The 19,959-nt window shown below is 68.4% G+C and carries 17 protein-coding genes and 2 pseudogenes; 7 read left to right on the forward strand and 12 right to left on the reverse strand.

Annotation, left to right across the window (positions count from 1 at the left end; translation table 11 throughout):
- Positions 1 to 50 precede the first annotated feature (50 nt).
- Entirely contained in the window at positions 51 to 656 is a 606-nt protein-coding gene (locus OHA77_RS03045; protein ID WP_406315970.1) for a helix-turn-helix domain-containing protein, read from the forward strand.
- A gap of 212 nt (positions 657 to 868) precedes the next feature.
- On the opposite strand, the gene OHA77_RS03050 is transcribed toward OHA77_RS03045, so the two are convergent.
- Positions 869 to 1,477: a helix-turn-helix domain-containing protein gene (locus tag OHA77_RS03050; protein ID WP_326822191.1), complete on the reverse strand. Its 609-nt coding sequence runs from the start codon at positions 1,475 to 1,477 to the stop codon at positions 869 to 871.
- A gap of 159 nt (positions 1,478 to 1,636) precedes the next feature.
- On the opposite strand from OHA77_RS03050, the gene OHA77_RS03055 reads away from it, so the two are divergent.
- Both OHA77_RS03055 and OHA77_RS03060 read left to right on the forward strand, forming a co-directional pair.
- Entirely contained in the window at positions 1,637 to 2,350 is a 714-nt protein-coding gene (locus OHA77_RS03055) for an SDR family NAD(P)-dependent oxidoreductase (RefSeq protein WP_406315971.1), read from the forward strand.
- Positions 2,351 to 2,358: 8 nt separating this feature from the next.
- Positions 2,359 to 2,505 (forward strand): annotated as a pseudogene (locus OHA77_RS03060) (hypothetical protein); the annotation flags it as partial.
- Between the two features lie 162 nt (positions 2,506 to 2,667).
- Here the strand turns inward: OHA77_RS03060 and OHA77_RS03065 are convergent.
- The 4 genes from OHA77_RS03065 to OHA77_RS03080 form a co-directional block, all read right to left on the reverse strand.
- Positions 2,668 to 2,985 carry an MOSC N-terminal beta barrel domain-containing protein gene (locus OHA77_RS03065; RefSeq protein WP_406315972.1) on the reverse strand — a complete coding sequence of 106 codons (318 nt, stop codon included), beginning with the start codon at positions 2,983 to 2,985 and terminating at the stop codon, positions 2,668 to 2,670.
- 330 nt (positions 2,986 to 3,315) lie between these two features.
- Positions 3,316 to 3,633, reverse strand: a complete 318-nt coding sequence (locus tag OHA77_RS03070; protein WP_406315973.1) for a hypothetical protein — start codon at positions 3,631 to 3,633, stop codon at positions 3,316 to 3,318.
- Between the two features lie 116 nt (positions 3,634 to 3,749).
- Entirely contained in the window at positions 3,750 to 4,211 is a 462-nt protein-coding gene (locus tag OHA77_RS03075; protein ID WP_406315975.1) for an SRPBCC family protein, read from the reverse strand.
- A 196-nt stretch (positions 4,212 to 4,407) separates the two neighbouring features.
- Entirely contained in the window at positions 4,408 to 6,021 is a 1,614-nt protein-coding gene (locus OHA77_RS03080; protein ID WP_406315977.1) for a penicillin-binding transpeptidase domain-containing protein, read from the reverse strand.
- A 304-nt stretch (positions 6,022 to 6,325) separates the two neighbouring features.
- Here OHA77_RS03080 and OHA77_RS03085 point away from each other — a divergent pair, with 304 nt between their 5' ends.
- The 4 genes and pseudogenes from OHA77_RS03085 (at position 6,326) to OHA77_RS03100 (ending at position 7,788) form a co-directional block, all read left to right on the forward strand.
- Complete coding sequence (locus tag OHA77_RS03085) at positions 6,326 to 6,532, forward strand: DUF1918 domain-containing protein (protein ID WP_326822184.1); 207 nt, start codon at positions 6,326 to 6,328, stop codon at positions 6,530 to 6,532.
- A gap of 115 nt (positions 6,533 to 6,647) precedes the next feature.
- Positions 6,648 to 6,878, forward strand: a pseudogene (locus tag OHA77_RS03090) (SAM-dependent methyltransferase); the annotation flags it as partial.
- The gene (locus OHA77_RS03095; RefSeq protein ID WP_406315979.1) at positions 6,812 to 7,306 is read left to right on the forward strand and encodes a class I SAM-dependent methyltransferase; all 495 of its coding nucleotides are present in this window, start codon (positions 6,812 to 6,814) and stop codon (positions 7,304 to 7,306) included. The pseudogene OHA77_RS03090 and the gene OHA77_RS03095, both read left to right, overlap by 67 nt.
- Before the next feature lie 275 nt (positions 7,307 to 7,581).
- Entirely contained in the window at positions 7,582 to 7,788 is a 207-nt protein-coding gene (locus OHA77_RS03100; RefSeq protein WP_406315981.1) for a hypothetical protein, read from the forward strand.
- Here the strand turns inward: OHA77_RS03100 and ligA are convergent.
- The 7 genes from ligA to OHA77_RS03135 all read right to left on the reverse strand — a co-directional run bounded on the left by ligA (position 7,781) and on the right by OHA77_RS03135 (position 19,428).
- Positions 7,781 to 9,865 carry an NAD-dependent DNA ligase LigA gene (ligA, locus tag OHA77_RS03105; protein ID WP_406315983.1) on the reverse strand — a complete coding sequence of 695 codons (2,085 nt, stop codon included), beginning with the start codon at positions 9,863 to 9,865 and terminating at the stop codon, positions 7,781 to 7,783. The genes OHA77_RS03100 and ligA overlap by 8 nt on opposite strands.
- Positions 9,862 to 10,062 carry a hypothetical protein gene (locus OHA77_RS03110; protein ID WP_406315984.1) on the reverse strand — a complete coding sequence of 67 codons (201 nt, stop codon included), beginning with the start codon at positions 10,060 to 10,062 and terminating at the stop codon, positions 9,862 to 9,864. Before OHA77_RS03110 ends, ligA begins: the two co-directional genes overlap by 4 nt.
- A 10-nt stretch (positions 10,063 to 10,072) precedes the next feature.
- The gene (locus tag OHA77_RS03115; protein ID WP_406315986.1) at positions 10,073 to 12,808 is read right to left on the reverse strand and encodes a beta-L-arabinofuranosidase domain-containing protein; all 2,736 of its coding nucleotides are present in this window, start codon (positions 12,806 to 12,808) and stop codon (positions 10,073 to 10,075) included.
- Positions 12,809 to 13,106: 298 nt separating this feature from the next.
- Positions 13,107 to 14,879, reverse strand: a complete 1,773-nt coding sequence (locus tag OHA77_RS03120) for a lectin (protein ID WP_406315987.1) — start codon at positions 14,877 to 14,879, stop codon at positions 13,107 to 13,109.
- A gap of 118 nt (positions 14,880 to 14,997) precedes the next feature.
- The gene (locus tag OHA77_RS03125) at positions 14,998 to 17,931 is read right to left on the reverse strand and encodes a lectin (RefSeq protein ID WP_406315988.1); all 2,934 of its coding nucleotides are present in this window, start codon (positions 17,929 to 17,931) and stop codon (positions 14,998 to 15,000) included.
- Positions 17,932 to 17,977: 46 nt separating this feature from the next.
- Positions 17,978 to 18,205 carry a hypothetical protein gene (locus OHA77_RS03130; protein WP_406315990.1) on the reverse strand — a complete coding sequence of 76 codons (228 nt, stop codon included), beginning with the start codon at positions 18,203 to 18,205 and terminating at the stop codon, positions 17,978 to 17,980.
- A 92-nt stretch (positions 18,206 to 18,297) separates the two neighbouring features.
- Positions 18,298 to 19,428, reverse strand: coding sequence for a ricin-type beta-trefoil lectin domain protein (locus tag OHA77_RS03135; RefSeq protein ID WP_406315992.1), 1,131 nt, complete (start codon positions 19,426 to 19,428; stop codon positions 18,298 to 18,300).
- Positions 19,429 to 19,959 lie beyond the last annotated feature (531 nt).

Consider the following 19,959-nt stretch of genomic DNA (forward strand, 5'->3'; position numbering starts at 1 on the left):
CTCATCAGCCATTACCGCAAACCTCGTTGCCGATCTGGCAAACTGATGACATGGACGACGACCTTGACCAAGCGCTCGACGCGGTCGGACCCCGGCTACGCGCGCTGCGCCGGCAGCGCGAAATCACGCTGGCCGACCTTTCGACGGCGACCGGCATCTCGGTGAGCACCCTGTCCCGGCTGGAGTCCGGTGCCCGCCGGCCGAACCTCGAACTACTGCTCCCTCTGGCCAGAGTCCACGGCATCACCCTTGACGAGCTCGTCGGCGCCCCACCCACCGGAGACCCGCGTATACACCTTCGCCCGGTCACCCATCACGGCATGACCATGGTGCCCCTGACCCGCCGAGCGGGCGGCATCCAGGCCTACAAGCTCGTGATCCCAGCCGGCAGCCCCCGAAGGGAACCCGATCTGAAGACCCACGAGGGCTACGAATGGCTCTACGTCCTCAATGGCCGGCTGCGGATCGTCCTCGGCGAACAGGATCTGGTGCTCGCACCCGGCGAAGCGGCCGAGTTCGACACCCGCGTACCGCACTGGTTCGGCGCCATCGGCACCGAACCAGTCGAATTTCTCAGCCTGTTCGGCAGGCAGGGCGAACGCGCACACCTCCGCGCCCGCTCCACGACGAAACACCCACCCGAACGACCCGACTAAGTGGTCGGCTCCGGAAGTCCTTCGGGGGTTGACTTGAAGCACTCGTCTTGTGGAGTCCAGGTAGCGGACCGGGTGTGCCATTGGTGTCGTTGCGCATGACGCCAGCGTGGCCCATCTGCAGCCAGCTGGGAGATCCGGATCTGGACCCGGTCTGTGGCAGCGGGTGTGCTCAGTTTCCGTCCACGGTTTCCGGGCTGGTTGGCCGCTGCGGGTCAGCCGCGCACCGCAGCCAGGCACTCGTCGTATAGGTCCATGATTTCGCCCTTGCCATCGTTGTCGACCCACGTGATCGATGCGGCATCCAGGCACCCGAACGCCGTCGCAATCACCGCGCGGGCCTTCGCGCCCTCGTTGCCGGTAGCTGCGTCCATACGGGTCTCGATGAGCGGCAGCAGGCCCTCCTGGAATCGCAGTCGCTTTTCGAGCCAACCGGCACGCAGCGAGGCGGTGTTGTGCAGGAGACGGAACCGCTCCAGGGTCTGTTCGCGGCTGTCATGCAGGGTCAGTACGGCAGCAACCCCTGCGCGCAGGGCCTCCCAGACGCCGACGTCGGCTGGCAGTTCGCTGATCGTGTCTGCCAGGACCTGCCCGAAGCGGTCCTGGTTGCCGCCGAGAAGGTCCTCCTTGGTGCCGAAGTAGCGGAAGAGGGTGCGCTGGGAAACGCCGGCCTCTCGGGCGATCTGGGCGATGGTCGTCTCGTCGTAGCCCTGTTCGATGAACAGGCGCAGGGCCGTCTCGAGGATCTCTCGGGAGGCCATCTGTCGTGTCCGGTCCCACAGTGTGGTCGGAGTCCTCGTCGCTGCCTTGGCGTCCTGCTGCATACCACCAGATTACCCAGCACTGCCAAGACGGCATGCGCATCCCATGTGACAGCCACTGCCAATATGGCATACGCTGCCATGAGTGGTGCGCGGCACCACTCACTGCCCCACAGACAGAGCCGCTCACCCCCCGCCCATAAGTACGCAAAGGAGCGCATCATGCCTGCACCCACAGCTCTGATCACCGGTGGAACCAGCGGCATCGGCAAGGCGACCGCCGAACTGCTCCACTCCCGCGGCTACCGCGTCATGGTCACCGGCCTCGGCAATGTCGCCAACGCCGGACTTCCCGAAGACGTCACGGCTGTCCGGGCCGACGCACGGTCCCTGCCGGACATCGACCAGGCGATGGACCAGGCGCGCCGGCAACTCGGCTCCCTCGACCTGCTCTTCCTCAACGCGGGCATCTCCCGCCCCGGCCCGATCGAATCAACCGATGAAGACACCTTCGACGCCCTGTTCGACATCAACGTCAAGGGAAACTTCTTCACCCTGCAAAAGGCGCTGCCGCTCCTCAACGAGGGCGCCTCGGTCGTGTTCACCGTGGGCGCCGCCGAAGGGCTCGGGGCCGCGATGACAGCCGCCAAGGGCGCTCTGCTGCCCCTCATGCGGTCCCTCGCACTCGAACTCGCCCCCCGCCGCATCCGCGTCAACGCGGTCAGCCCGGGAATGATCAACACCCCTGCCTACAGCAAGATGGGTGTCTCCCAGGAAATGATCGACTCCTGGGCCCGGGACATCCCGCTCGGCCGCGTCGGCACTCCCGCCGACATCGCCGAAGCCGTAGCCTTCCTCGCCTCGGACGCCGCCGGCTACATCACCGGCGACAACCTCACCATCTCCGGCGGTATCGGTGTTCACTCCAACGCCTGACGAGTAATTTGGCTCTGACCTGGAAGGTTCACCGGGTCCGATGCCCAGTCTGTGGCCCGGGCGAGCCGACGGCCCGTTCGCTCGGCGGCGAGAACGTCCATTGGAGTGCGGACGGAAAGCTGATCGGCGTCCTGGACTGGGACCGGGCCCACCTGTTCGACCCGGCGGTCGACGCCGCCTTCATGGCGTGGCTGCATGGCTGGGGCAACGTTCGTGAAGCCGTCGACAGTAAGACCTACCGGCGCGCCCGGGTCTGGGACCGGACGTTCGGTCCACCGACCCGCGGTGGTGAACGCGGTCCTGAAGCACCTGACCGGCTAGCCTGGCCGGACTTCGTCGCCGACGCTCAGCTCGCCGAGGTTGGAGAAACCTGCCGGGGTCGTGTCGCCGGTGGCCGGAGGGACCTTGAGTTCGTCCATGCCCTTCGCCGACAGGCGGAGGCCGCCTTCGGGGGTTTCGGTGGCCGAAACCGAGAGGAGTCGGGGGTGTTCGCCTACCCAGATCACTTCTCCCAGCGGGTCCACCGCAGCCCAGCGGCGGTCGCCTTCCAGACCCCAGGGGAGGACTTGAGCGGATGGGCGGAGGATGCCTTTGGTGGACTTGATGGGGTAGGTGCGGATCTCCGCTAGTTCCATTAGGCAAGGGTAGGAGAAAGCGCTCTCTTGGGGTATGGGAGCGTGCCCACAGAGCGTCCGGGGCAGGGTATCGGGCCCCTCTGGGAGGCGGATTTCGTGTGCTCTTCGATGAGGCGAGGGGGTTCGTTCGTCGAAGCCCTGTAGCGGCTTCCGGTGAAACATTCATTGCGGTGCCGTCGAAGGACGCGGCTTGGCACCTCCTCTCCAAGCGGGCCCGGTGGCATCGCCCAGGTCTGCCGTTTTCACTCGCGCGCCGCCGGCGGCGTGGTTCACGGCCGGGCTCCTTGTGCTTGCCGCCGCGTTCGGCCCACTGCCGGACCGGATGGGGCATCAGGTCGAGCGGCCCGAACTCGTCCGTGCAGAAGCCGGCTTCGGGCTCGCCCGCTTCGGGTATGACCTCGGCGATCGCGTAGAGGTGTTCGACGCGGGCCTTCTTGGCGCGTAGCCCGGGTCGCGGGAGATCTTCCAGGCCTTCAGGCGTTGAAAGGAGACGCCTTCCTCGCAGAGCAGGATGCGCAGGCCCTCGTGGCTGAGGTCGACCACTCCCTCGGCGACCAGTAAGCCGGCCGGCTTGGTCAGGCTCCAGGTCGAAAACGGCAGGTCGTGCTCGGTCGGCTTGGACTTGGCGATTTTCTTGATCTCGTGCACGCGCACTCGCTCTGCCACCCGGACAGGGCGACGGCCACCTACCGCCAGGCACAGCACAGAGACGGCGCATCACCTCACGACAGGGCAGACCTTGCCTGACGCGGCATCAGCGAGGGCTACTGCTCCACGTAGGCGGCGAGGTTCGTCAGGGAAGAGGCGAGCCCCGCGGCGTGATCCTCCGCGGAGATGCCGTCCGGGACGTCCTCGGCAACGATGTCGACGCGCGTCCCCGCTTCGACAGCGGTGACCTCCCAGATCATGGTCATCGTGCCGGCGTAGGCAGGATCGTCGGAGACGAAGTCCACCGCTTGCACGACCTGAACGCCGGGGACGATGTCGACGAAGCGAGCCTCGACGATGTCGGAATCCACGGTCGCCTTGCCGGGCGCGCCAGACGCGTCGGAATAGGTCAGCACCAACCGGTACGACCCGCCCGGCTGGGCGTCGAATCGCTCGAATCTGCCAGTCATCCCGGCTGGGGGGAGCCATGCCATGAGCGCCTCGCGATCGACGAGTGTGGCCCAGACGCGATCGGGTGGCGCAGCGATCACCCGCGACGCCCTGTCCGTACGTGGCATGGCGCGACCATAACACCCTCGTGCGCCCCTACAAGAGCCAGAGCTTCGCCGCGCACGGCACCGTATGGCCATGCACCCGCCGCCAGGCCGACGCGGTCGCGCGCCATCGAGCCAGTCGGCGGTGAACTGCAGGAGCTCGGCACCGGGCCGGTCGAGTTCCATGTAGCCGAGCTCGTCGACGCATAGGAGGTACAGGTCAGAGCGCCTTGAGGAACCTCGCGGCGAGTGGGGCGGCCACCTTGCCGCCACTGCCGCCGTTCTGGACGAACACTGCGAAGGCCAGGGATCCGCGGTAGCCGATGAACCAGGCGTGCGACTCCGCCCCGGCGACCTCGGCGGTGCCGGTCTTGCCCGCGGTGTCCGGCGGGAGGCCGGCCTGGGCGGCCGTGCCCTGGGTGACCACGGCGCCCATCATCGTACGCAGACCGGCGACCACGCCCGCGTCCAGCGGCACCGGGGACGGTGAGCCGGCGGGAGGCTCGTCGGTCATGATCGCAGGCTTCCAGACCCCGCTCGCGACCGCGGCGGCGACCTCGGCCATGCAGAGTGGGCTGGCCTGCACCGAGTTCTGGCCGATGGCGTCGGAACCCAGCTCGTTCAGGTCCGCGTGCGGCCGGATCCGGCAGGAGCTCAGGCCCGGCTTCTCCCGGAATCCGAAGCTGTCGGCGGCCTCGGCGCGGAGCCGGTCCTCACGCAGCCGCTCGTAGGCCTGCTGGACGAAAGTGGTGTTGCAGGAGAACGCGAAGGCCATGGTGAGGGTCACGGTGCCGTGATCGGCGCCGCCGTCGTTGCTGAAGCCCCTGAAGTTCGGGATGGTGTAGGCGGCCGGGCACGCGACCGGTGACTCCGGTGTCAGGCCGCTGCGCAGCAGCGCGGCGGCGGTCACCACCTTGAACGTCGATCCGGGCGGGTAAAGGCCGTTGAACGCCCATTTGCCGCCCAGTGTGTCCGCCACCGCGCGCACCTGACCGGTCGGGACGTCCACGGCCACGATCGCGGCGGGCCGTTCCATGCCGTCCAGGGCACGGGCGGCGGCGGCCTGCACCGGCTGGGAGATCGTGCTGCGCGTCCCCGAGCGCTGCGGGGCCGACGAGGCCAGCAGCGTCCGGCCCGAGGGGACCTCCTCCAGCGCCAGCTCGGCCGCCGTGTCGTCCAGCCCGGTGAGGTAGCCACCCGCCCTGCTGTCACGGGGAAAGGGCACGCCCTCACGGGTGAGCGTGGCCGGTCGGAGCACCCGGGTCTCCTTGATCCGCAGACTTCCGCCGTCTCCGAGCGAGGGGTGCAGCGTCTCCGGGGTCCAGAGGACCTTCCAGACCCCGGCCCGCAGCGCCAGACGCAGGACCGAGGAGAACGGCCACGGCCCCAGGCCCGTCACCTCCCGTACCCCCTGGAAGGGCACCTCCGCCGCCTCCTCGCCCTGACGGCGCGGCTCACCGGGAGTGAGGGACAGCGACGAGACCCGTAGTTCGGTGTCGAACCGTCGGTGCCGTTCGGCGAAGTCGGCCGGCGGGTCGACGACCATGCCGGTCATGGAGGAGAGGTCTCCGGCCTGCCAGGCGGCGAGATAGTCCGCCGCGGCCCGGCCTGGATCGGCCGGTGGGGCCGAGGTGGGAGTGGGGGTGGGCTCCGGGAGGAAGGTGAGCATGGGCTTCGGGGCGGGCGACGGTTCCCCGGCCGGTTCGGCGGAGCGGCCGGACCGCTCCGGCGAGGAGGCCACCACCTCGCCCGGGGTGACCGCCAGCGCGTACACACCGGTAACGATGATCGCCACCACCGACGTGATCACCGCGAGGAGCCATCGCCTGCGCATGCCGTTCCCCTTCTGGGTTCCTCCCGGTGTATATCAGCGACAGACCCGGGCATACCAGGCTTTCAGTCGACTGGGATCATGGTGTGACCTGGATCTTCGCGGTCGGAAAAGGCTTGAACGGGCGGCCGGCGGCCCAACCGGGCGAGCCGTCCGCCGGGCAGGTCGCCCACCGGCACCCCGGCGGACACCGATCAACTCACCGATCCCAGGTCAAGAGCAGGTCCTTCCGTGTCGACCGGTGGGTGGCCGGTGCTCACACATGGGCAGAACGGGGAATGTAGAGAAAAGAAGGAAGGGGTCAGCCATGAAGGCAGACATCGGGGACCGGTTGGTCGTTGAAAGCACCCATCTGGGCGAGCCGCGCCGCATCGGCGTCATCACCGCGTTGCACCATCCCGACGGATCGCCGCCGTACGAGGTCCGCTGGCTTGACCAGGACCATGAGGCCTTGGTCTTCCCGGGACCGGACGCCCACATCGAGCATCGGAGCGCAGGACCCGAACCATCCTGATCAGGCCGGGGAGGTGCGCGCGGAGACACTGGAGGAGGCCTTGCTTTCTCTGACCGACGCAGGGTGTTCGGGCATGGCGTGCGTTCTTGTCGGTGCCGGGTGACATGATCTGCCGATGCCGGAAACCAGTGCTTCAATCGCGTCCTTCTGGGATGCTTTCGCCGCCTCCTTCGACGAAGAGGCCGACCACGGTCTTCGCGACCCCCATGTCAGAGCGGCATGGGCAGGGCGGTTGCGCTCGTGGATGCCGGCTTCGCCGGTCGACGTCCTGGACCTGGGGTGCGGCACCGGCTCGCTGTCCCTGGTGCTCGCCGAACAGGGACACCGGCCGTCCGGAGTGGATCTGTCGCCGTTGATGGTCGAGCAGGCCCGGCGCAAACTCAGCGCCGCCGGCTTCGATGCCGTGATGATGCTGGGGATGCCGGGGACCCGCCCGCGGAGGTCGGGTCCTCCTTCGACGTGATCCTCTCCCGTCACCTGCTGTGGACCCTGCCCGATCCGGAGACGGCGCTGTCCCGGTGGATCGGCTTGCTGCGTCCCGGCGGGCGTTTGGTGCTCATCGAAGGGCGCTGGGCGACCGCCGAACCGGGTGAGGACCAGTCCTATGAGGTCGAATCCGAGTCGATGCCGTGGATGGGCGGGGTCGAGGCCGAGCGTCTTGTGCAGGCGCTGCAGCCGCTGGTGAAGACTCTGCGCGTCGAGCCCCTCCTCGATCCCGCTCTGTGGGGGCGGCCCATCCATGATGAGAGATATGCCGTCATCGCCTTCGCGTAGCGAACCATAGCCGAGCGCCACGCGGACGGCGTCCTTGATCAACCGGTTGATCCCCTCGGTAGGGGCATCAGTGATGCGCTGGTGAGCCCCCTGCTGACGAGCGCGAGCAGGGGGACAGGCTTGCAGCCTCAGCGATCACGAAGAGTGATCGGAATTCCTGTTCGAGCGGGAACACGGACCACCCACTCATCGGCCCCTACCGATCTGCGGCCCCAACCCCCTTGGGCTGTCGTATCATGTCGCTCGGTCCGGTGCCGCAGACAACCTCAGGGCATATGGCGGACGAGGAGATCGTGCAGGATGCGGCGCATCGCAGGGTGGTACGCCTCGGCGCCATCGTTCGCAGGCCCGCCCACGGCCTGACCTCCGCCACGGGCCTGATCGATGCGGTCATCGACGTCCAGCAGGACGGAATCGAGCAGGTTCGCCGGCTGATTCAAGCTCGTCGATCAGATGCGACCGCTCCAGTTCTGATCAGATGAACGGGCTGACGAGGCCGGCGAACTCCTCCGGGCTGACGATCCGCACGCCCAGGCTCTCGGCCTTGGTCCGCTTGGAGCCCGCCTTCTCTCCGGCCACCAGCAGCGACGTCTTCGCCGAGACGCTGGAGGACGCCTTGCCCCCGGCGCGTTCGATCAGCTCGTTCATCTCGTTGCGGGTCAGCGCCGCCAGCTCCCCGCTCATCGCGCCGGTGACCACGACGGACATCCCGGTCAGCGGCCGCTCGGCCGCGCCGCTCGCCTCGGGGTCGGCACCGGCGTCGGGATCTGCGGGTGGCGTCCAGCCGGGCTCGGTCATGGTGACCCCGGCCTTGACCAGCTTGTCGATGAGGTCGGTCAGCTCGGCCAGCTCGGCCACCACCGACGGCGCCTTCTTCGGGCCGATGCCCTCGACCACCTCGATCGCTTCGGCGTCGGCCGCGCGGATGGCGTCCATGCTGCCAAAGTGCCGGGCGATGCGGCGGCTCATGGAGCGGCCGGTGCCGCGCACGCCCAGCGCGCAGAACACCCTGCTGAGCGGTTGCGCCTTGGCCCTCTCCAGGGCGGCCAGCAGGTTGTCGGTGCTGGTCTCGCCCATCCGGTCCAGGCCCAGCAGCTGCTCGCGGGTCAGGTAGAACAGGTCGGCGAAGTCGGCGATCAGCCCGGCGTCCAGCATCTGCCGGATGCGCTTCTCCGCCAGGCCTTCGATGTCGAGCTGGTCGCGACCGGCGGCGTAGCCGATGGAGGCGATGACCCGGCAGGCGCGACCGCGCACGCACCGCCACCGCTCCTGTGCGGCGTCGATGGCGTCGCCGCAGGTCGGGCAGACCTGCGGGATCGCGATCGGCCGCTCCTCGCCGGTGCGCAGGTGGACGACCGGGGCCTCGACGCGCGGGATGACGTCGCCCGCCTTGTAGACGGTCACATGATCGCCGAGCATCAGTCCGCGGCGGGCGATGTCGGAGGCGTTGTGCAAGGTGGCGTAGGTGACGACGCTGCCGTCGAGCTCGACCGGCTCCAGCACGGCGCGCGGGGCGATGATGCCGGTGCGGCCGGTGTTCCACTCGACGCCGATCAGCTTGGTGATCTTTTCGGTGGCGGGCAGCTTGTAGGCGGTCGCCCACCGGGGCGCACGCGAGCTGAAGCCGGCCTGTGCCTGGTCGGCGGCGAGATCGCATTTGATCACGATGCCGTCGATACCGAAGGTCAGATCGGCCCGTTTGGCGGCGATCTGCTCGACCCGCTCCTGGACCTGCTCCAGGGTGGCGGCGACGATCCCACCGACGTCGGTGACGGCGGTGGTCTGCACGCCCTGGCCGGCGACCCACGCCATGACCTCGCTGTGCGGCAGCTCACGCAGCCGCGTGGCCGACTCGGAGACGTCGTCGGGATGCGGCAGCGCGCCGTAGCCGAAGAACGTCAGCTCGCACACGTAGGGCCACAACCGGGCGCGCAGCGCGCCGGCGGCGGCGCTGCGCGGGTTGGCGAACGTGGTGCCGTCGTGCGCCTGGCGCTTGGCGCACGCGTCCTCGAACTGCGACGCGGTCATCATCACCTCGCCGCGCAGCTCCACCGTGACCGGCTCGGCCAGCCTCGCGGGCAGCCCCACGATGGTGCCGATCGCGTGGCTCACGTCCTCACCCGCGGTCCCGTCACCCCGGGTGACCAGCTGCGCCAGCCGCCCGCCGCGGTAACGCGCGGAGATCGCCAACCCGTCGAGCTTCGGCTCCACGCTCCACGCCGTGACCGGCCGGCCCAGCCGGCGCTCCAGCGACGCGGCCCAGTCGACCAGCTGATCGGCGCCGAAGACGTTGTCCAGGCTCAGCATCGGCACCGTGTGCGGCACATCGCCGACCACCGCGCCACCGGCCACCTTGCCCGTCGGCGAGGACGGCAGCACCTCGTCGGGATGCTCGGCCTCGTACGCCTGGATGCCCCGGGCCAGCCGGTCGTAGGCGTCGTCGTCCAGCGCGGACGTGCCGTCGCGGTAGTAGGCCGCAGCGGCGTCCAAGGCGAGCTGAACGGCTTCGGCGTAGGCGGACTGATCGGCGAGGAGAGTGCTGGGGGGTGCGTCGGTCATGATCCCATCATTGCGCCCGGCACCGACAATTTCGGCCCGCGCAACGCGATCCTGAGCCGGTCGCCGTGGCTCGGGCGTCTGGCCGGCATGCGGCGCGTGCCGTCGTTGCCGATCCGGACGGCCCGAAGGCCGAGCGGGTCCTGGTTGATGGCGATCAGGTGCTGGTTTTTCATGCTCTCGGCGGTCGCGTCGTCCATGGTGGATCGCTCACAGAAATCGCCACAGGCGGTCGTTGGCGCCGGTGTCGTCAGCCAGCACGGCCTGAGCGCCCTGCGCGGCGGATCCGCCGCTGACGCCCAGGACGCGGCCGCCGTTGGCGCATTGGATGCGGAAGGAGCCGTTGGCGCCGTACCGGAGTCGCCAGCGGTGGTCGTCGGTGCCGTTGTCGGCCCACTGGACCACTCGGGCGCCTGCGCTCGTCGAGGCGTTCTCGACGCCGAGGACCTTGCCGCTGTTGGAGTTGCGCAGTTTGACGTAGCCGCCCGTGTCGGTCACGGCTGTCCACAGGTGGTCGGCGGTGCCGGAGTCGCCCCATTGGATCACCAGGCCGCCGTCGGAGGTGGACATGTTCGTCACGCCCAGCACCATGCCACTGGCGAGGTTCTGGATGCGGCGCGCGCCGTTGGGCAGGAAGCGCCACCGGTTGTCGCCGCTGCCGTTGTCAGCGTCCTGGACCACCTGCGCGCCCTGGCTCGTGGAGCCGTTCAGGACGGCCAGCAGCTTGCCGCTGTTGACGTTGCGGAGCTTGTGGGTCCCGTCTCCGGCGTCCACGACCGTCCACCGATGGTCGGCGGTGCCCGTGTCGCCCCACTGCAGCACGCGGGCGTCGTCCGTGGTGGCCATGTTCTCCACGCCCAGGACCTTGCCACTGTTGACGTTGCGCAGTTTGACGGCACCGCCGTCCACGACCAGTGCCCAGTCGTGGTCGGCGGTGCCGTTGTCCGCCCACTGCACGGCCAGGCCGCCGTCGGCCGTGGACATGTTCTGGACACCGAGGACGAACCCGGTGGCGGCGTTGTGCAGCCGGAAGCTCGCCGTCCCCGTGCCGCCCTGGCCGTTGGCGTTCCAGTAAACGGTGTAGTTGTGGCCGTGGGCGTCGTAGAACGGGATGAGGTTGACGGTCGCGGTGTCGGCGGTCGCCGTGAACGTGAGTGCCGACGTGCTCGTCCGGGTGACCGATGTGGGGACCAGCGACGGCAGCGCCGACAGCGCGGTGTTGCCGTAGTTGCCCGACAGCACCAGCGGCCCGTAGGTGACCGCCTGGACGCCCGGGTTGTCGTTGGCGGCTTTCATGACCACGCGCATCGGCAGGCGCACGGTCACGGTGTCGCCCGAGGTCCACGACCGGGTGATCGTCGCGTACGAGCCAGGCGTGGTGGCGATGCTCTGCTGAGCGCCGTTGACGCTGATCGTGGCGCCGCTCGTCCAGGCGGGGACGCGGACGCGCATCGACCACGAGCCGCTGACGTTGCCGGTGACCTGGAGCGAGACGGTGTCGCTCACCGGGAAGGAGGTCGTCTGGGTGACCGTGATGCCGCGCTGGGTCCAGTTCAGCACCGACGGGGTGAACAGGTTCACCGTCAGCGTCGTGCCGTTGTGGAAGTAGACGGAGTCCATCAGCTTGGTGTTCGTCTCGATACCGGTCCCCTGGCAGCACCAGAAGGAGTCGTAGTCGGTGCTCCACGTGCCGCCACCCCAGGCCGGGCCGACGCCCCGGCGACCACCGGGGTTGAGCGGAGTGAAATAGGTGACGTGCCCGTGGGCGTCGGCGGGGTTCTGCTGGCCGATGAGGTGGTTGAGCAGCGCTCCCTCGTAGTAGTCGAAGTACTCCGCCCGGTTCGGGTCCAGCAGCCACAGCTCCCGCGTCAGTTTCAGCACGTTGTAGGTGTTACAGGCCTCGGCGGTATCCCGGGTCAGGTGCGCGGCGATGGCGTTGGGCGCCCGGAAGTGCTCGGCCTGGCTGTTGCCTCCGATCGCGTAGGTGTGCGCGTTGGCGGTGATACGCCAGGCGTTGGCGGCGATGTCGCGGTAGCGGGTCGTGCCGGTGGCCTTGTACTCCCGGGCGGCGCCGATCCACTTGGGCACCTGGGTGTTGGCGTGCAGGCCGTTGAGCTGGTCCTGATTCGCCGCGAGAGGGTTGAACACGGCGGCGTGGTCGAACCGCTGGGCGGCGGTCAGCCAGCGCGCGTCGCCGGTCTGCTGGTATAGGTCGGTCAGGACGGCGTTCATCCCGCCGAACTCGGTGCCCAGCATGGCCTGCATCTGGTTGGCGGTCAGCCGGCTCGTCCGCCAGTCGACCCAGCCGGCGAACGCCAGCAGTACGTCGCGCGCCTGGGTGTTGCCGATGTGACGCCACACGTCGAGCAGCCCGGCCAGGGTCTTGTGGACGCAGTAGTACGGCACGTTGCCGTTGCTCAGCGTGCGGGCTTCGAGCGCGGTGAAGTCGGACTCGGGAAAGCCGGAGAGATAGCCGGCGTTGAAACCGGCGGCTCCGTTGTTGGCCTGGCATTTGGCCAGTTCGGCGACCATGGTGTTGGCCTTGTCCCGGCAGGTGGTGTCACCGGTGACCGCGTACGCCTGGGCCCACGCGGTCAGGAAGTGCCCCTGCATGTGGCTGCGGAAGGGGAAGCCGGGGGCGTCCCAGCCGCCGTTGGCCGCCGCGCTCTGGGTGGACAGCCGGTGGTTGGCGCGGAAGACGTACAGCAGCCGGTTGACGTCGACGAACCGCAGATAGGACAGGGTGCGGTTCTGGTTGTCCAGCCAGCGGCCGGAGGTCAGGCGCACCTGCCCGAACTCGAACGCGTAGGCGGACACGCCGATGTCGGCGCGGACGGGGGCGACCTCGGCGAAGGCGGGCGCGGTGCCGGGGAATTGACCGGCGGCGGCTGCGGCGGCGGTGACGCCTGCTGCCTGGAGCAGTCGGCGCCGGCTGAGGGGTGACATGTGAGCTCCAAGGGGGTAGGGCGGACGGTCAAGACCGTGCTGCCGGTCCTGCCGATGAGGGCAGGACCGACGTGTTCTCGGCTGGTGAGACGCGAGTGAGCCTGATCGGTATGCGGGACTGGCAGGCTGGTGCGGGTGTACCGGCAGATGCGCGTTTACGTACGCGTGAGCGGTGGTTTCGTCCTGGGCGAAGATCACATGGCTCCCGGGGTGCGCCGACCGCTCCCGCCCGGCGAGGGCGCCCCGCTGGAGCCGGTCGCCGGGTACGGACCGGCTCCAGGGTCGTGTCACATGGCGGTCATATCCGGGTCCATTTCTGGTTGGTGCCGCCGTGGCAGGTCCAGATGTGCACCTTGGTGCCGTTGGCGGTGCCGTAACCGGACGCGTCCAGGCACTTGCCGCTTCCGACCGCGGTGATGGTGCCGTCGGCGTTCAGGCGCCACTTCTGGTTGCTCTGACCGTTGCAGTCCCAGACGATCACCGCGGTGCCGTCCGCCGTCCCGGCCGCGTTCACGTCCAGGCACTTGCCGCCGTACACCCGCAGCTCACCCGAACCGGTCGAGGTCCACCGCTGGTTGGACCCGCCGTTGCAGTCCCAGATGTTCACCGCGGCACCGTTGGCCTGCGAGGCACCGGCGACATCCAGGCACCGGCCCGAGGCCGCCCCCCGCAACGCACCCGTGTCACCGGAAGGCGACGGCGAAGGTGTCACGCTGGTCAGTTCCTTGATGCGGATGTTGCGGAACGACGCCACATCGCCGGACCCGTGGTTCTGGATGCCGATGTAGCCCTGCTGGAGTGAGCGGACCGGATCGGTGTTGGTGAAGTCGTTGATCTTCGCGCCGTTCAGGAACACCTGCAGCCGCTCACCCTCCACCAGCAGCTCATAGGTATTCCACTGGCCCGGCGGATTCAACGCCGCATCGCGTGCGGTGATGTCCGCCGCCTTGAAGCCGTAGATCGCCCCCGTCGTCTTGTCCGAGCTGTCGGTCGCGTCGATCTGCACTTCATGTCCGGTGTTGAGCGCCGTGTTCGCGTCACTGGTGGCCGGGAAGCCGACGACCACCCCCGAGTTGGAGTCGCCGGTCAGCCTCCAGTCGAGCTTGAGCGAGTAGGAACGGAACTCCTTGGCGCTGTACCACAGCATGCCCATGCCGCCCTGGGAGGTCAGCGTGGCGGCGCTGTTCGTGAACGACCCCGGCCCGGCCTGCGACCAGCCCGTCGTCGACCCGTTGTACAACGCCGTGTAGCCGGTCTCCGGGCGGCAGTCGGCGTTGGTCGCCTTGGCCGCGTACCGGATTCCGCCCAGCAGCAGCGTGCGGAAGTTCGGGTCCGCGTACGATTCCTGGGTGTGTCCCAGGCCGGTGTAGAACGCGCGGCCGGAGGACTGGGGACGGCACCAGGTGATCGGATGGTCACCCATGCCGCCGCCGCTGTAGCTGCTCTCGTCCAGGCTCTGCAGGACCCGCACGTTCGAGCGCGGGTTGGTCCGGTAGCTGTACCACTCGTCCATCCGCGACCAGGTCGCCCCCAGATGAGCGGTCGCGGCGTGCGCCCGGTCCTCGTTCTGCACCGTGGCCTGCTGGATCGCCGGGTGGTTGTTGAACCAGGCACCCATCAACTGCCCGTAGTACGGCCAGTTGTACTCGGTGTCGGCGGCCGAATGCACTCCCACGTAACCGCCCCCGCCGTCCACGTACGTCTGGAAGGCGGTTTGCTGGGTGTCGTTCAGCACGTCACCGGTGGTGTTGAGGAACACCACCGCCTTGTACTGGGCGAGGTTGGTCGCGCCGAAGGCGTTGGAGTCCTCGGTCGTGTCCACGGTGAAGTCGTTGGAGACCCCCAGGTCGCGGATGGCCTGGATCCCGGCGGGGATCGCGTCGTGCCGGAACCCGGCCGTCTTGGAGAAGACCAGCACCTTGAAGGCGGCGGCCTGGGCGGGAACGGCAGGCATCACGGTCGCGGCGGCGGCGAACGCCACCGCGGCCACCGACAGGCGTCGCAGCACGGTTGTCCTCCGGCCGCCACCCGCGATGCGCCCGAGCGCGGCGAGTATCGGATGTCGAAGCATGGATGTCCTTCCGTCGTGGCGCCCGGCGCGGTCCTTCCGGCGATGAGCCGGAGCGCCCCGGGCGCCCACCAATGGGGTGCTCGTGGTGTGGTCGAGTCGCGTGGTGTGGCGGATGGCCTCAGACGCGGGTCCATTTCTGGTTGGTGCCGCCCTGGCAGGTCCAGATGTGCACCTTGGTGCCGTTGGCGGTGCCGTAACCGGACACGTCCAGGCACTTGCCGCTTCCGACCGCGGTGATGGTGCCGTCGGCGTTCAGGCGCCACTTCTGGTTGCTCTGACCGTTGCAGTCCCAGACGATCACCGCGGTGCCGTCCGCCGTCCCGGCCGCGTTCACGTCCAGGCACTTGCCGCCGTACACCCGCAGCTCACCCGAACCGGTCGAGGTCCACCGCTGGTTGGACCCGCCGTTGCAGTCCCAGATGTTCACCACGGCACCGTTGGCCTGCGAGGCACCGGCGACATCCAGGCACCGGCCCGACCCCACCCCCCGCAACGCACCCGTGTCACCGGAAGGCGACGGCGAGGGTGAGGAGGTCGTACCGGTGCCGAAGGTGAAGGCGTCCAGGTCGAACAGGTAGCCCTGGCCGGTCGAGCCGCGGAAGACGAGGTACAACGTCGTGGCGCCGGTCGGCGCGCCGCTGAGGTTCGCCGAGACGTCGGCGAAGGTCTCCCAGCTACCGGTGTTCGCGACGTTCACCGTTCCCAGCAGCGTGCCCGTGGCCGAACCTGCCCGAACCTCGATCCGGCCGCCCGCACCCGCCGAGGACACCCGCGCGGTGACGCTCCTGGCGTTGCTCAGGTTGTACGGCTGGAAGGAGATCCAGTCGCCGTCATCGACGAAGCCCACGGTCTTGCCGCCCTCGGCGCTGGTGTGGTCGGCCGTCTGCACGCCCTGCTGGGCGCCGAAGTGCTCGCCCTGCCGGTGCCGTTGTTGCAACGTCCGGGTGCTGGTGGAGGTCAGGCCGCCCCCGTCGGTGTAGGAGGCCACGAAGAAGCCGAAGATGTTCGCCGCGGCGTCGTGCTCACCGTCGACCGGCACCGCGATGGAGCCGCTGCAGCCGGTCCTGGAGGTGATCTGGTGGGCGTGGCTGTCATGGCCGAGCGAGTAGGTCACCGTCACTTTCGAACAGTCGATCGTGTCGTCCTCTGGATCGCTCACGTCGACCTGGAACGGCACCGTGTCGCCGAAGGAGAACAGCCGGCCGTCGATGGGGTCTGTGAGCGTGACGGTCGGGGCGGTGTTGCCGACGGACACGCCGACACTCGCGCCTCCGGTCAGCCCTTGCGGGTCGCGGACAGTGAGCGTGGCGGTGTACGTGCCGTTGGTGGTGTAGGTCTTGCTCGGGTTGGCCGCGGTGGAGGTAGTGCCGTCGCCGAAGTTCCACGAGTACGTCAGCGCGCCGCCCTCGGGGTCGGAACTGCCCGCTGAGGAGAAGTTCACCGTCAGCGGAGCCGGTCCCGAGGTCTTGTCGGCCGCGGCCCTGGCGATCGGGTTGCGGTTGGCCTGGCCGATGTACTCGATCCGATAGAGCGCCTGGTTGTTGCTTCCGGTGCCGTAGTCCAGCACGTACAACGCCCCGTCGGGGCCGAAGCCCATGTCCATCACCTGCGTCCCCGACCAGGGGAACGCGGAGATCTCCCCGTAGCCACCGTCGCTCCTCACCTCGATGGCCTTGATCCAGCGGCGGCCGTACTCACCGGCGAAGAACCGTCCGTCGAGCGCCTGGGGGAACTTGACGCCGGAGTTCAGGTTCGGGTCGTACCGGTAGACCGGACCGCCCATCGGCGACTCCGAGCCGCTGCCGAACTCCGGCGGTGAGCCGGAATCACCGGCGTATTTGATCCACGCCGACTTGGCCTGGGGCAAGGTGGTCAGGCCGGTGTTGCGGAAGGAGTTGTTGGTCGGACCTCCCGCGCAGTTGTACTTCGAGCCGGTGCTGTTGGAGGCGAAGTTCCACTCGTTGTAGGTCTCGCCGGTGGTGTTGGTGCCGGTGCAGTACGGCCAGCCGTAATTGCCGGGACCGGTGATGCGATCGAACTCCACCTGCCCGCTCGGCCCCCGGCTGGAGTCGGTCACCCCCGCGTCCGGCCCGTAGTCGCCCAGGTAGACGACGCCGGTCGCCTTGTCGACGCTCATCCGGAACGGGTTGCGGAAGCCCATCGCGTAGATCTCCGGCCGCGTCCCCCCCGTCCCCGGCGAGAACAGGTTGCCACCGGGAATCGTGTAGGTGCCGTCCGCCTGCGGCTTGATCCGCAGGAGCTTGCCGCGCAGGTCGTTGGTGTTGGCGGACGAGCGCTGGGCGTCGTACTGCGGATTGCGGTTGGTCCGCTCGTCCAGTGGGGAGTAGCCACTCGACTCGAAGGGGTTGGTGTCGTCGCCGGTGGTCAGATACAGGTTGCCCTGCGCGTCGAAGTCGATGTCGCCGCCCACGTGACAGCACTGGCCGCGGTCGTTGGCGACCCGCAGGACCACCTTCTCGCTGGACGTGTCGAGTGTGTCATCCGATTTGAGGGTGAACCGGGACAGGTAGAGCTCGCCCTTCCACTGGTCGAACTGCGCCTGGGTGCCGGTGGCCGGGGCGTCGCCGCTCGGCGTGCTCAGCCGGGGTGAGTAGTACAGCCAGACGTACCGGTTCGTGGCGAAGTTCGGATCGACCGCCACACCCTGGAGGCCCTCCTCGTCGTGGGTGTAGACGTTGAGCCTGGCGGCCACCTTCGTGTTGCCGTTGACGTCGGTCACGCGCAACGTGCCGTCGCGGGCTGTGTGGAGGACCGACCGGTTCGGCATCACGGCCAGTGACATCGCCTCACCCAGTTCGCCGCTGCCCGACGCGAGCGGCACCTGCTGGTAGTCGGAAGCCGGGATGTTCAGCGCGTTCGCCTGGTACGGCGAACCCGCCCCGCCGGCGCCGGATGATGACGCGTGCAGGGTCGGGGTGGCCGCGAGGGTGGAGGCGACCGGGGCGACGACGGTGAACGCCACGGCCAGCGCCGCGGCGACGATGCCGGTCAGGACCGGTCTGGACGCCACGGCGGGCAAAGGTGGTTGCACGGTGGTTCCTTCGGGGGGTGAGGATGTAGGTCAGGTCACGCCTTCCTCAGGTGGGTGACGCCCTCCTGAGGTGGAGGTCCTCGTCGAACGGGAGGTGTGCGACGGCGGCCGGCTGCGCGGATCCGGCTGCGAGGTCGGCCGGATCATGCCTCCGCGGCATGGTGACCGTGATCGGTGGGCCGGTGGAGGCGTTCTCCTGGCCATACGACACCGACGGGGACGGCCACGCCGGATTGGGGCCGACCTCGTCCGCGGAGCTCGTTCGATCGGTCACGTGCTGCTCCCAGGATGGCGCGCCTCACCGGTGACACCACGAAAGAGGGCATCATGCCGGTGTCTGAGACCGCCTCGTGCTCCTTACCCGCGTCAGACACGGATCCAGCGCTGGTTGGCGGCACCGTTGCATGACCAGATCTGGAGTTTGACGCCGTTGGCGGTGGAGTAGTTGGGTGCGTCCAGACACTTGCCGGCGCCGAGCGCGCTGATGCTTCCGTCACTGTTGAGGCGCCACTTCTGGTTGCTCTGGCCGTTGCAGTCCCAGATCTGCACCTGCGCGCCGTCGGCGGTGCCCATGCTGGCCACGTCCAGGCACTTGTTGCCGTACACCCGGAGCTCACCCGCGCTGGTCGGTGTCCATTGCTGGTTGACCTGCCCGTTGCAGTCCCAGATCTGCACCTGCGTGCCGTTGGCCTGCGAGACGTTGGCGACGTCCAGGCATCTGCCTGAACCCACGCCGCGGATCCCGCTCACCGGCGAGGGCGTCGGCGTCGGGCTGGGGCCGCCGGGCTGGCCGATGCTGCCGGAGACCGACTGGAGTGCCGCGTACCAGGCGGTGGCCATCTTGTCGTAGCCGCCGGCGGTGGGGTGGATGCCGTCGATCAGGTCGGACGTGGTCAGCTTGCTGTGCATGTCGACCAGGTGGACGCGCTTGCCACTGTTGACTTTGTTCTGCACGATGCCGGGGACGGCCGCGTTGAAGGTACGGACGGCGGACTCCTGGCTCGCCGACGACAGCGGGATGATCGTGGCGACGAACACGTCCGCGTCCGGCACGGCCGTTGTGATGCGATCGATCAGGGTCGACAGCCGCTGGGGTGCACCGGCCACGTTGTAGTTCTGCAGTATGTCGTTGGTGCCGATGTGCAGCAGCACCGTGCGCGGACCGTAGGTACGCGCCCAGCCGGTGATGTTCGCGTCGATCTGGTCGATACGCCAGCCGGGGTGGCCCTCGTGGTCGTGGTCACCCAGGCCACCCGGTCCGTTGAACTGCGACCCGACGAAATCCACCGCGTACCGGCCGGAGACCAGCCGCTGCCACAGGCCGATGCGGTATCCGCCCGGCACCTGCGTGCCCTCGGTGATCGAGTCGCCCAGTGGCATGACCCGCACTCCGCCGTTGGACTCCGCGCCGGCGACACTCGTTTGCGTCACCGCGCCCAGGGCGACCATGGTCACGGCCAGAAGCGCCGCGTTGAACCACCGTCTCCACCCACGCATGCTCAACCTCTTTCCGGCAACTGAGAGCAGTTATTGCTGACGGCTCGTGTAGCGCCAACAGTCTGTATTCGGATCACTCGCCCACGGATGTCATCTGGTGGCGGGCTTGGCGGTCGGGCGTGGCGGCTCGGGCGCATCGCAGGTGCGCCCGGCCACCTGAGGGCCGTGAGACCCGATGTATCAGGCTGATCCGAGCTTTCGCCGTGCGGGAGATCCTCCTGTCAAGAGATCGGCGACCGTAAGAGGGAAGAAGCCCGCGGATGTGGTGTCTGTCCGGGATTCACGGTCGCCGGTCATGCCTTTTTGAGGGGGCAACGAAATGTGAGCGCTAACATCCCGTTTGTCGATCGTGGCTCCTTATCCGTCGAACGGTTGTGGTGGTGGAGCGGAGCAAACACGAGCTAAGGAGAAGCTGTCAAGAGTATGAAACATAGCGTGCCGGAAGGAGCGAGAGGCCAGCACGGCTTATCTGGTCTTTCATGGGTCACCGCATCAAGCCGGACAGACCGATGTGATGAAAATTTCACCGAA

Source organism: Streptosporangium sp. NBC_01639 (assembly GCF_045209755.1).
GTDB lineage: Bacteria > Actinomycetota > Actinomycetes > Streptosporangiales > Streptosporangiaceae > Streptosporangium.